Origin of the sequence: Lysinibacillus sp. CD3-6 (assembly GCF_006351725.2) — a bacterium.
Lineage (GTDB): Bacteria > Bacillota > Bacilli > Bacillales_A > Planococcaceae > Lysinibacillus.
Window position 1 is genome coordinate 4,632,073 of the sequence record NZ_CP085880.1, and the last position, 12,852, is coordinate 4,644,924.

The following is a 12,852-nucleotide window of genomic DNA, read 5'->3' on the forward strand; positions in this document are numbered from 1 at the left end:
GTGGTTATAGCGGATTTTACCTCCCACGAATAAAGGTTGCGCGTTCACAAAGAAACTCCGCAACCTTCCAAAAACAAAAACATCAAGTAACTGGGATTAGTCTTCGATAACAATACCCATGCTTCGTGCAGTACCTTCAACCATTAACATAGCAGCTTCAACTGAAGCAGCGTTAAGGTCTGGCATTTTAGTTTCAGCGATTTCGCGAACTTTATCACGTTTAACCGTTGCAACTTTTTTACGGTTTGGTTCACCAGATCCAGATTGGATACCAGCTGCTACTTTAAGTAAAACTGCTGCAGGTGGAGTTTTCGTAATGAAAGTAAATGAACGGTCCTCAAATACTGAAATTTCAACTGGAATAATAAGACCAGCTTGATCAGCAGTACGCGCATTGAATTCTTTACAGAATCCCATGATGTTCACACCTGCTTGACCTAATGCAGGACCAACCGGTGGAGCTGGGTTTGCTTTACCAGCAGGGATTTGAAGTTTAACAACTTTAATAACTTTTTTAGCCACGAGACACACCTCCTTAAGTCCGTGATGTGGTAATTGGGTTGCCCCTCCCACTCAATATCTGTCTGTCAGCTAAGTGCCGATAACATTAAAATTATCATTACAGACGTCATCCGAAGTATGACAGTCTGACCTTTGAAATGATACCACTTTTAATTTTTTTAAGCAAGTAGTAATTAACAAAATCTGCGATATACGCTTAATCATACGTAATATGTTAACTAGAAAGTAAAACTATAATTTTTGAATTTGCTCAAAATCCAGTTCCATAATCGTTTCGCGACCAAACATATCTACAGATACTTTCAGTTTTCCTTTTTCAGCGTCGATTTCTTCAACACGTCCTTGGAAGTGCGCAAACGGTCCTTCTAATACTTCAACTGCTTCACCAATAGTAATATCGATTTCAACAATTTTATCAGTCATACCCATTTGCTCTAATAGACGATCTGCTTCTTCTGGTAATAAAGGTGTTGGTTTTGCCCCACCACCTGATGAGCCGATAAAGCCAGTTACGCCTGGTGTATTGCGGACAACATACCAAGAATCATCTGTCATAATTAGCTCTACTAGAACATAACCAGGAAAGACCTTACGCATCATTGTCTTCTTTTTGCCGTCTTTCATTTCTGTTTCCTCGTGCTCAGGCACGATCACACGGAAGATTTTATCTTGCATCCCCATTGTTTCAACACGTTTTTCTAGGTTTGCTTTTACACGGTTTTCATACCCCGAATACGTATGAACAACATACCAATTTTTCTCCATAACTGCTAGGACTATTCGTCCGTCCCTCCCTTACAAATAAAAGTGAAAATGATCGCGATATGCAAAGTGCATCCTTTATTCTTTTTCACAAACTTCCCAATAGAAAAACATAGCTTTCGCCATAGCAAGCGAAAGCTCGATGATATATACCTAATTAGCATAGTCATCTATCGTTACCAACATACTTATACTGGTAGCCACACTTATCATAATGAGAACATTTTACTGCTCTTCACTTCATAAAACAAACGAAAAAACCCGTTATTGTAATGGACGGGCTATTTTCAAAAGTATTAACATGCTCTTTTCTAAATTATAAATCTAAGTACCAGCGGAATAATGATGAAATACCTAAGTCTACTAACACAAAAAATAAAGCCATAATTACTACAGTTGAAATTACAACGACTGTATATTTCGTCAGTTCTTTACTTTTTGGCCAGCTAGTTTTTCGCATTTCCGACATTACGTCGCTGAAAAAACTTTTAATCTTGCCCATTCTAGCCTAACCTCCGAATCAATCATATCTGTCTATTTACAAAATATTTTATAACGTTTGTTTATGCACTGTATGTTCATTGCAATGCGAGCAAAATTTCTTTAATTCGAGACGTACAGTAGTATCTCCCTTAGCAGGAAATGTGTAATTTCTCGATCCGCATTTTTCGCAATTTAGCACGACTTTCTTTGTCATGAAATCACCTTTTCGGCACTTTGTCTTTTAAAGACTAACACCTAAAATTGTCAATGTCAACAAGGGTACATGCGCTCTATAACATTTCCTCGAGCACTAAATGACGCTCTAATTTCCGCTTAACTCGTTGCAAAGCGTTATCAATTGACTTCACATGCCGATTCAATTTTGCAGAAATTTCATGATAAGATTGTCCATCTAAGTATAGAGCTAATACTTGTAGCTCCAATTCACTCAAAATTTCGCTCATTTTCTCTTCTAAATAACCAAACTCTTCTCTATGAATCATTAACTCTTCTGGATCATCCATAATAGCGCCCGTTAACACATCCATCAATGTGCGATCTGATTCCTCATCAAAAATAGGCTTATCTAAAGAAACATAGGAATTTAGCGGAATATGTTTTTGCCTTGTTGCGGTTTTAATAGCTGTAATAATTTGTCTTGTAATACATAACTCTGCAAAAGCTCGGAAAGAAGCCAGCTTGTCCCCTTTAAAGTCGCGGACTGCCTTATACAAGCCAATCATACCTTCTTGCACAATATCTTCTTTATCAGCCCCAATTAAAAAATAGGACCTTGCCTTTGCTCTTACTAGCAAACGGTATTTTGTAATTAAAAAATCTAACGCATCTGTATTACCTTGATGCACCATTTCAATAAGCTCTTCATCATTGAATCGTTCAAAATCTTGTGTCACTTGTACAATACTATTTTTAAACATGGTATCACCTCAGCTGCAACAGATAATTAGGAACAGTATAACGGAATTGGAAAATATGCGTCAATCAATCATTTTAATCCTCGACGCCACTTTTCGAATGCAAGTGCCACATCCGGCTTCAGTTCAATGCGCGAAGGTGGCTTGCTATCTTGCTTTCGTTTTACATCATGAGAAATTTTATGCTGAATAATGCTCATATCAATTTCAAGCTCTCTTGCCGATTTGCGTAGTGCACCATTACCAAAAATAACACTTTGCTCTGCCATATCGGAAGTCGCAACATGAATTTGTACATGTCTTGCCTTAAGTTCATGTGTCATCTTTTCAATGCGTTCATCTGCTGTTTCATTTTTCCTTGTATAAATGATTTCGACACCATTCTCTATATAAGATTGTTCCACACCAGGCACAAGATGGGCGTCAAAAACTACAATTACGCGCCACCCTATCGCCGCTTTGTATTCAGCCATAAGCTCAATTAATCGCTTACGGGCATCTTCAAAATTTGTGTCACGTAATGGACGTAGCTCTTTCCAAGCTCCAATCATATTATAGCCGTCAACAAGCAAAATGTTTTTCATCGTTACTCATTCGCTTCTTGACGTTTACGATACACTTCGTACATTAAAAGTGCGGCAGCTACAGAAGCATTTAATGATGTGACATGCCCGACCATAGGTAGATGATATAAAAAGTCACATTTCTCTTTTAACAGGCGCCCCATTCCTTTACCCTCACTACCAATAATAATGGCAAGTGGTAAGGTTGCATCCATTTTTCGATAATCCGCAGAACCTTTTGCATCTGTACCAGCAATCCATACGCCACGCTCTTTTAATTCATCAACTGTTTGGGCCAGGTTATTAACACGCACGACAGGTACATGCTCAATCGCTCCTGTAGAAGCCTTCGCCACAACCGCTGTTAAACTTACTGAGCGACGCTTTGGAATAATAATACCATGTACACCAATTGCATCTGCTGTACGCATAATAGAGCCTAAATTATGCGGGTCTTCTAACTCATCTAATATTAAGAAAAACGGATCTTCTTGTTTTTTTTGTGCCGCTGCAAATAAATCATCTATTTCCGCATAGCTATACGCTGCAACAGAAGCAACAATTCCTTGATGATTAGCATCTGATAATTGATCGACCTTTTTCTTCGGTACGAATTGAACAATGATGCCACGTTCTCGCGCCAAATCAAGCAGTTCATTGACCCCTGATTTTTTAACACCTTCTGCAATCCATACTTTATTCATATCGCGGCCTGAACGAAGTGCTTCTAACACTGGGTTTTTACCGGCAATAATTTCACCATTTTGTTCTGCCATTATTTTGACACTCCTTTTAATTCCTCGATTATTTGAATAGCGTATGCAATGATGTCATAAACGCGTTCTAATTCACCTAGTAAGTACAAGCTTCCAAGTACAGCCTCAAAGCCAGAGCTATTCCGATATGTTTGGACATCGGTATTTTTCGGAACAGAACCGGACTTGGCATTGCGTCCACGTCGGAACACCGCCAATTCCTGCTCTGTTAAATAGTTTTCATCCATCATTCGATGTACAATCGTAGACTGTGCCTTTGCTGATACATAATGTGTTGCTTCTCTATGGAGTGTATTCGGCTTTACACGGCCACTACGCAGTAAATACTCGCGGACCTTTTGTTCTAAAACCGCATCTCCCATATATGCGAGCGCTAATGCATTTAATTGCTTAACATCTTCATTTCGGAGTTTATCCAAGTTACTTACCCTCGTTTCCATCTTGTCCCTTGGCGTGTATCCTCTAAAATGATACCTTGCGCCTGTAAATGGTCGCGGATTTCATCTGAACGAGCAAAGTCACGGTTTTTACGTGCTTCAACGCGTTCTTGCAAGAGTGCTTCAATCTCTTCGTCTAGCAGTTCAACTTCTTTTGCAAATTCAATACCTAAGACGTCACCTAATACCTCAAAAGTTTCAACAAAAGTGACTAAAACTTTTTCATCAGTATTTGTTTCATTCAAATAAATATTAGCAATACGAGCTAATTCAAATAATACTGAAATAGCATTTGCTGTATTGAAATCATCATCCATCGCTTCTTCAAATTGCGCTTTTTGTGTAGCGATTTGTTGGAGCCATTCATCCGAGTGATCACCTAGACTAGCAGTAGCAGACAGGCGGTACTTAACGTTATTGTAGGAAGTACGAATGCGCTCTAAACCAGTAGCAGCAGCATCTACCAAATCTTTAGCAAAGTTAATTGGGTGACGATAATGTACAGATAACATAAAGAAACGTAAAATTTGCGGATCGATTTGTTTACGAATATCGTTTACAAGTACAAAATTACCAAGGGATTTAGACATTTTTTCATTATCAATATTAATATATCCATTATGCATCCAGTAGCGCGCAAATGTTGTATCGTTATGCGCTTCAGATTGTGCAATTTCATTTTCATGGTGCGGGAATGTTAAATCTTGACCACCTGCATGTATATCAATTGTATCACCTAAATGCTCACGTGCCATAACAGAGCATTCAATATGCCAGCCTGGACGTCCGTTGCCCCAAGGACTTTCCCAATATATCTCACCTGGTTTTGCCGCTTTCCATAAAGCAAAATCTAATGCATCGTCTTTTTTCTCGCCTGCTTCGATACGTGCGCCGATTTTTAAATCGTCCACCGATTGATGTGAAAGCTTACCGTAGCCATTAAATTTCCGAGTTCGGTAATAAACATCACCTGCAGATTCATACGCATATCCTTTTTCGATTAACACTTTAATAAATTCAATAATGTCATCCATATGATCTGTGACACGAGGGTGTACATCTGCCTTTTTGCATCCTAATGCAGTAACATCCTCAAAATAAGCAGCAATAAAACGGTCTGTAAGCTCATGCACTTCTTCACCAAGTTCATTTGCTGCTTTAATAATTTTATCGTCCACATCTGTGAAATTTGATACAAATTTCACATCGTAGCCTTTATATTGAAAATATCGTCGTACCGTATCGTACACAATGACAGGACGTGAATTCCCAATATGAATATAGTTATAAACAGTCGGACCGCAAACATACATTTTCACTTTTCCTTCTTCTAGCGGTACGAAAGTTTCTTTTTGTCTTGTTAATGAGTTAAAAATTTGAATACTCATTGTGTTTCTCTCTCCTTTTGTAAGCGTCCGATTTCTTTTTGCAATGCTGCTATTTGCTTTTCGAAACCTTGACAACGTTCCTCTACTGGGTCAGGAATATTTTGATGGTCTAGTTTTTTCTCCAAACGAACCCCATCTCTCATGACTACTTTACCAGGGATACCGACTACAGTAGAATTTGGTGGTACTTCTTTTAAGACGACTGAACCCGCACCAATTTTACTATTCTCACCAATTGTAATAGAACCTAATACTTTTGCACCAGTGGCAACTAACACATTATCTTCTAATGTCGGATGGCGTTTGCCTTTTTCTTTCCCTGTACCACCAAGCGTTACACCTTGATAAAGTGTTACATTATCACCTATCTCACACGTTTCCCCTATAACAACGCCCATGCCGTGGTCAATAAAGAAGCGACGACCAATTTTAGCACCAGGGTGTATTTCAATTCCTGTAAAGAAGCGACTTACTTGTGAAATCACACGTGCGATAAAATAAAAACGTCTTTTAAAAAACCAGTGTGCAACACGATGTGCCCATGTAGCATGCAGACCTGAATATGTTAACACAACTTCAAGTACACTGCGCGCTGCTGGATCATTTTCAAAAATTGTCTCTACATCTTCCTTTATTCTTTTAAACATCAAAAACTCCCCCTTTTTGATTCAATGTGTGTTTGCGACTCGACTACGTTATTTCAAACCTTACAATAACCCCAAGCAAAAATTTCTTTTAAACCTATTTGTTATTAGTAATGATTTCCCTTTTCCATCTAACACTTGAAAATCATAAAAAAATAATAAAAAGCGCCCCTATCATTCCTAAAAAGGAATGACAGAGACGCTGAATTTGCGCGGTTCCACTCTGATTGAAGGCACAAGCCTTCCACTTTGGACGTCCTATAACGGGAACGATTCGATAAAGCCTACTTATGTTCAGCTCTATGCTCAAAGGTGCATTTCGGTTTTGCCTTGGCTCAGACCACTTTCAGCCGGTGATGGTCCTCTCTTTAGAGCATGCGCCACGTACTTCTCCTTATCAACGCTTTCTCAATGTACATTCATTTTACATCGAAGAAACAGATTGTCAATTAATTTCTATTATTTCGCGAATTTTTCTACACGGTCAATTGTTTTCTCTTTACCGATTAAACAAATAGCATTTGGAAGCTCTGGACCATGTGTTTCACCTGTCGCCACTACACGGATTGGCATAAATAAATTTTTACCTTTATGACCTGTTTCTTTCTGTACAGCTTTGATAGCCGCTTTAACAGCTTCAGGTGTAAATTCTTCTAAATTTTCAAGTTGTGCTTTAAATGCAGCCATTACCTCTGGCACTTGCTCACCAGCTAAAACTGCTTTTGCTTCCTCATCATATTCAATATGATCGTTAAAGAATAGGCGAGATAGCTCTACAATTTCAGCACCAAAGCTCATTTGCTCATGGTAAAGTGCGATTAAATCCGTTGCCCAAGCATGCTCTTCTGCTGTTAACTCTTCTGGTAATAAGCCAGCTTTTTGTAAGTGTGGTAAAGATAAAGCCACTACTTCTTCTAAAGATAATTTTTTGATGTATTGATTATTCATCCAAGTAAGTTTTTGCTTATCAAACATAGATGGCGATTTTGATAAACGTTTCTCATCAAAGAGTTTAATAAATTCTTCTTTTGAGAAAATCTCTTCTTCCCCTTCAGGAGACCAGCCTAGTAAAGCGAAGAAATTGAACATAGCTTCTGGTAAATAACCAAGGTCTTTATATTGTGTTACGAATTGAATAATTGACTCATCACGTTTTGATAATTTTTTGCGGTTTTCGTTAATGATTAATGTCATATGTCCAAAGCGAGGATATTCCCAGCCAAACGCATCAAAAATCATCATTTGTTTTGGTGTATTTGATAAATGCTCTTCTCCACGGAATACGTGTGAGATTTCCATAAAATGATCATCTAATACTACCGCATAATTGTATGTTGGAATACCATTTGCTTTCACAAGTACCCAATCGCCCACATCTTTTGACTCGAACGATACTTGTCCACGCACTAAATCGTCAAAATCATATGTTACGTTTTCAGGAACACGCATACGAATCGTATATTGTTCACCAGCCGCTTCTTTAGCCGCTACTTCTTCCGCAGATAAATGACGGCAAGTACCATCATAAGTTGGTGCTGCAACGCCACGAGCTTTTTGTTCTTCACGAGATGCTTCTAATTTTTCTGATGAACAGAAACATTTATAAGCTTTACCTTCTTGTAATAACTTTTCAGCATGCTCTTTATAAATATCTAGGCGTTCCATTTGACGATAAGGTGCATATGGACCACCGATATCGATTGATTCATCATATTCGATACCTAACCATTTTAAGTTATCTAACTGAGACGCTTCTCCACCTTCTACATTACGCTCAATATCCGTATCTTCAATACGCACGATGAATTTACCGTTATGATGTTTTGCATATAAATAGTTGAATAACGCTGTACGTGCACCACCGATATGTAAAAATCCTGTTGGTGATGGCGCGTAACGAACGCGAACTTCTTTCGTCATAATTAAATGCCTCCTAATGTTCGTCTGAAAATAATTCCGACCTTTTTTAACTTTGTTCATTTTACCACTGTAGTATAGGAAATAAAAGTAGCGCGTGCTATAGGAATTGAACACGCGCCATTTTTTATTTTTTTATCAATAAAATCGTTGCCATCGATGCAATGCCTTCTTCTCGACCAGTAAAGCCCAATCTTTCAGTAGTTGTAGCTTTGACATTTACTTGTGATGCATCTGCGTTTAATAGCGTTGCAATACGATTTCTCATCTGTTCAATATATGGTGCCATTTTTGGACGTTGTGCCATAATCGTGCAATCCACATTGCCTAGCACATAGCCTTTGTCTTCAACGATTTTCCAAATATACTCTAGCAACTTTGCTGAGTCAGCATCTTTCCATTCAGGATCTGTATCTGGAAAATGACGCCCAATATCACCTTCACCTATTGCCCCAAGTGCTGCGTCAGTTACTGTGTGTAATAATACATCTGCATCCGAATGCCCTACTAAACCTTTTTCATGAGGAATTGTAATACCACCAATAATTAGTGGACGCCCTTCTTCAAAAGCATGTACGTCAAAACCTTGTCCTACTCGAAACATACAATACTGCCGTTACAACTGAAATAATTGTAACAGCATTCACCTGCCTTTATGTTTTATATTTATAGACAGTTTACCATATTTCCTAGGAAATTGAGCTCTCTACCTCATGATCAATACTCTTTACATACGCAACAAACTTAATGTTTTTAATAGTTTGGTCAAGATTAATAAAAAAAATCCCATCAGCTACAATCAACTGATGAGATTTCAAAGTTTTTTTAATAAGTTTCCGCCACTCGGCGACGCAAAATTGCTTCACCAAATAGTAAATCTTCTTTAGTTGTCATCTTCACATTCTCGTAAGTACTCTCTACGATATGAACGGCATGACCAAGACGTTCAACTAGCATTGCCTCATCTGTGCCTAAAAAGCCAACTTTCTCGGCAACATCTTCGGCCTCTACAATCAAATCAAATCGGAAGGCTTGCGGTGTTTGTATCATCCACAGGCTTTCACGATCCACTGTTTCTTCAATGATACCGTCACGGACTTTTTTCATCGTATCCTTCGCACGAACACCAGCAATAGCAGCACCAAAATCATGAGCACTTTGCACAAGGTTTGCAATAATAGCATGCGTAATAAATGGACGTGCTGCATCATGCACTAAAACAATATCCACTTGCTCCATTTCCTTCATGCAGGAATGAACCGAATGTTGACGCTCTGCTCCACCATCAGGCAAGCCCTTGACTTTAGAGATACCGTAGCTCGCAAGCATTTCTCGAATAAACGCTCGCTCCTCTGGCTTCACTGCAAGCCAAATTCCTGTACAGTTTTCATGTTGTTCAAATACTTCCAATGTGTGTATTAAAATTGGTTTCCCTAAAAGCTCTAAAAATAATTTATTTTGTCCTGCTCCCATTCGCTTCCCGCTACCTGCTGCTGGAAGTACTACTTCATACTGCACATTTCCCACTTCCTAATCATCCTTTGGCTTGGCAAAAATCATACGACCTGCTGATGTTTGTAGCACGCTCGTTACCGTTACTGTAATCGCCTGTCCTATATAACTGCGGCCACCTTCTACAACTATCATCGTGCCATCATCCAAATAAGCGACACCTTGGTTATACTCTTTCCCATCTTTAATAACGACAACCTGCATATCCTCACCAGGAATCACCACTGGTTTTACCGCATTTGCCAAATCATTGATGTTTAACACTTGCACTTGGTGTAGCTCACATACTTTGTTCAAGTTGAAATCATTCGTAACAATTTGCGTATCATTACCCATTTTCTTTGCAAGACGCACAAGTTTTAAATCGACTTCCTGCACATCTTCAAAATCTTCTTCGGTAATCTCTACTTTTGTCATACGTTCATCTTGCAGTTTTTTTAATATATCCAAACCACGGCGACCTCTTGTACGTTTTAATGTATCTGAGGAATCTGCAATATGCTGAAGCTCCGTTAGCACAAACTGCGGCACCACTAGGACACCTTCGATAAAGCCCGTTTCTGAAATATCCGCTATACGCCCGTCTATAATAACGCTCGTATCTAGCAATTTATAACTACCACGAATTTCTGGAACTTCAATACCTTCAGCTGCTTTTTTCTTCGCATTATGTCCACGCAATGTAAATAACTGTAATAGCTCATCTCGCTTCTTAAAGCCTACACGGAAGCCCAAATATCCAAGCACAAACGAAAGGATAATTGGTATTACTTCTGTAATAACAGGTAACTGAACACTATCAATCGCAAAGCCTAGGAAATAGGCAACGATAAGTCCTATAATTAGCCCAAGCGTACCAAATAATAAATCTCCAACAGGTACTTTAAATAGTACCTCTTCCATCCAGCTAATAAGCCGAACGAAATAGTCGGAAAATGCAAATGATAATGTAAATAGTAAAAGCGCCCCTAAAGCAACTGATACATAAGGATTATCAAGCCAAGGATTAGATGATAAATGAAGCAATTCGTATAATGGCGGTAAGAAAACAAGGCCTAAAGCTCCTCCAATCAGTAAAAAAGCAATTTGAATAAATTTTTTCATACTGTCACCTCCAATTCTTATAATCGATTATACATATTTTTCAGTAGAAAATCTTTTTTGAGCCCATCAAAACATTATTATTTTAACTGCATTTTATAGGACGTTATTAAAGCCTAGAGAGATGCATTATTTCCACAATAATTGTTAGCCAATTTTATGAAATTTTATGACTACTGTCATAGGGGAGGAAAAGTGCATGCTAGGGTGTCCCAACATGCACTAATTTATTGAATTACATCATTTAGAATGTTCCACTATAGAATAAAGCCTCCACGCACAAGCACTTAGACGCTAATTTTACACTGCTAAAAAATGTTGGTGTTCTTTTTGGAAAACTATTATTTTATTTATAGTTCTCTAAAGCAGGCATTTAATGCATCCTTAATCGTCTCTACACCAACAATCTCGATGCCTTGTGGGAAGTCCCAGCCACCTATATTAGAGGCTGGAATAAACGCTCGTTTAAAGCCTAGTTTTGCTGCTTCAATTACACGCTGTTCAATACGTGTTACACGACGAACCTCTCCTGTTAAACCTACTTCCCCAATAAAGCAGTCTGTAGCACGCACTGCCTGATCTTTAAAACTAGAAACAATACTCGTCAACACCGCTAGATCAATTGCAGGCTCATCTAGCTTCACACCGCCAGCAACTTTAATATATGCATCCTGTGCTTGTAGCATGAGGCCCATCCGCTTCTCAAGCACCGCCATCAGCAATTGCACGCGGTTTTGGTCTACGCCTGTAGCCATACGTTTTGGATAATTGAAGCTCGTCGGCGTCACAAGCGATTGAATTTCTACTAAAATCGGTCGTGTTCCCTCCATCGATGCCACAATTGTTGAGCCTGCCGCACCTTGTGAGCGCTCCTGTAAAAACAACTCGGATGGATTCAATACTTCCTTTAATCCACCTTGAAGCATTTCAAAAATAGCAATTTCATTTGTTGAACCGAAGCGGTTTTTCTGACTCCGCAAAATACGGTGGTTGTGATGGCGCTCTCCTTCGAAATACAGCACTGTATCCACCATATGCTCTAATATACGCGGCCCTGCAATTTGCCCTTCCTTCGTTACATGCCCTACTAAGAAAATAGCAATGCCTTTCGTTTTGGCAATTCGCATAAGCTCTGCTGTACATTCACGTACTTGCGAGACACTACCAGGTGCACTCGTCACCTCAGGATGGAAAACTGTTTGTATGGAGTCCACGATAACAAACTTCGGCTGTACATCCTCTATTGTTTGGTTTAATAGCTCTAAATTCGTCTCCGAATAAATATAAAGCTCTTGTGAAATTACTCCTAAACGCTCTGCACGCAATTTCGTTTGTCGAATAGATTCTTCACCAGAGATATACAGCACACGGTGACCTTTATTTGATAGCAACGCTGATACTTGTAATAAAAGCGTTGATTTCCCAATCCCAGGATCACCACCGATTAATACAAGGGAACCTGGCACGATGCCTCCACCTAAAACCCGATTGAGCTCGCCCATTTCTGTAGCTACCCGAGACTCCTCAGCTGCTTCCACTTGTATAATAGGTATAGCCTTCTGTGTTACTGTCGCCGAATGTTGGAATGCTCCACGGGGACCTTTTGCAACGACCTCCACTTCTTCAACCATCTTATTCCATTCTCCACATCCTGGACAACGGCCCATCCATTTTGCAGATTCATAACCACAACCCGTACAGACAAATTTAGTTTTTTTCTTCGCCATAGTACCACCTCGAATATTTGTTCTTATATTCATTTTACATAAAAAAAGACAGCTTGGCACTATAGGCCTCGCTGTCTTTGTAAAT

The 12,852-nt window shown here is 39.1% G+C and carries 15 protein-coding genes and 1 other annotated feature; all 15 genes read right to left on the minus strand.

Annotated elements, in window-relative coordinates:
* Positions 1-96: 96 nt before the first annotated feature.
* A complete protein-coding gene (gene rplK / locus FH508_RS23025) occupies positions 97-522 on the minus strand; it encodes a 50S ribosomal protein L11 (RefSeq protein ID WP_004233593.1) in 426 nt (141 codons plus the stop codon).
* Positions 523-753: 231 nt separating this feature from the next.
* Entirely contained in the window at positions 754-1,287 is a 534-nt protein-coding gene (gene nusG, locus FH508_RS23030; RefSeq protein WP_139859436.1) for a transcription termination/antitermination protein NusG, read from the minus strand.
* A gap of 313 nt (positions 1,288-1,600) precedes the next feature.
* Complete coding sequence (secE, locus tag FH508_RS23035) at positions 1,601-1,786, minus strand: preprotein translocase subunit SecE (protein WP_004233589.1); 186 nt, start codon at positions 1,784-1,786, stop codon at positions 1,601-1,603.
* A 48-nt stretch (positions 1,787-1,834) separates the two neighbouring features.
* Positions 1,835-1,981, minus strand: a complete 147-nt coding sequence (gene rpmG / locus FH508_RS23040; RefSeq protein WP_139859437.1) for a 50S ribosomal protein L33 — start codon at positions 1,979-1,981, stop codon at positions 1,835-1,837.
* 76 nt (positions 1,982-2,057) lie between these two features.
* A complete protein-coding gene (gene sigH, locus FH508_RS23045) occupies positions 2,058-2,705 on the minus strand; it encodes an RNA polymerase sporulation sigma factor SigH (protein ID WP_139859439.1) in 648 nt (215 codons plus the stop codon).
* A gap of 68 nt (positions 2,706-2,773) precedes the next feature.
* Positions 2,774-3,286, minus strand: coding sequence for an NYN domain-containing protein (locus tag FH508_RS23050; protein ID WP_139859441.1), 513 nt, complete (start codon positions 3,284-3,286; stop codon positions 2,774-2,776).
* Positions 3,287-3,288: 2 nt separating this feature from the next.
* Positions 3,289-4,041, minus strand: coding sequence for a 23S rRNA (guanosine(2251)-2'-O)-methyltransferase RlmB (gene rlmB / locus FH508_RS23055; protein ID WP_139859443.1), 753 nt, complete (start codon positions 4,039-4,041; stop codon positions 3,289-3,291).
* Positions 4,041-4,481, minus strand: a complete 441-nt coding sequence (locus FH508_RS23060; protein ID WP_173479247.1) for a Mini-ribonuclease 3 — start codon at positions 4,479-4,481, stop codon at positions 4,041-4,043. The genes rlmB and FH508_RS23060 overlap by 1 nt, the downstream gene beginning before the upstream one ends.
* Positions 4,466-5,866: a cysteine--tRNA ligase gene (cysS, locus tag FH508_RS23065; RefSeq protein ID WP_173479246.1), complete on the minus strand. Its 1,401-nt coding sequence runs from the start codon at positions 5,864-5,866 to the stop codon at positions 4,466-4,468. Before cysS ends, FH508_RS23060 begins: the two co-directional genes overlap by 16 nt.
* The gene (gene epsC / locus FH508_RS23070; RefSeq protein ID WP_139859448.1) at positions 5,863-6,513 is read right to left on the minus strand and encodes a serine O-acetyltransferase EpsC; all 651 of its coding nucleotides are present in this window, start codon (positions 6,511-6,513) and stop codon (positions 5,863-5,865) included. Before epsC ends, cysS begins: the two co-directional genes overlap by 4 nt.
* A gap of 189 nt (positions 6,514-6,702) precedes the next feature.
* Positions 6,703-6,920, minus strand: a binding site (T-box leader).
* A gap of 49 nt (positions 6,921-6,969) precedes the next feature.
* Complete coding sequence (gene gltX, locus FH508_RS23075; protein ID WP_217270327.1) at positions 6,970-8,430, minus strand: glutamate--tRNA ligase; 1,461 nt, start codon at positions 8,428-8,430, stop codon at positions 6,970-6,972.
* Positions 8,431-8,554: 124 nt separating this feature from the next.
* Positions 8,555-9,031 (minus strand): 2-C-methyl-D-erythritol 2,4-cyclodiphosphate synthase, encoded by a 477-nt coding sequence (ispF, locus tag FH508_RS23080; RefSeq protein ID WP_024364393.1) that lies wholly within the window; start codon positions 9,029-9,031, stop codon positions 8,555-8,557.
* A 221-nt stretch (positions 9,032-9,252) separates the two neighbouring features.
* Positions 9,253-9,945 (minus strand): 2-C-methyl-D-erythritol 4-phosphate cytidylyltransferase, encoded by a 693-nt coding sequence (gene ispD, locus FH508_RS23085; protein WP_173479275.1) that lies wholly within the window; start codon positions 9,943-9,945, stop codon positions 9,253-9,255.
* A 12-nt stretch (positions 9,946-9,957) separates the two neighbouring features.
* Positions 9,958-11,043 (minus strand): PIN/TRAM domain-containing protein, encoded by a 1,086-nt coding sequence (locus FH508_RS23090; protein WP_173479244.1) that lies wholly within the window; start codon positions 11,041-11,043, stop codon positions 9,958-9,960.
* A gap of 347 nt (positions 11,044-11,390) precedes the next feature.
* Entirely contained in the window at positions 11,391-12,767 is a 1,377-nt protein-coding gene (gene radA / locus FH508_RS23095) for a DNA repair protein RadA (RefSeq protein WP_173479243.1), read from the minus strand.
* Between the last annotated feature and the right edge of the window lie 85 nt (positions 12,768-12,852).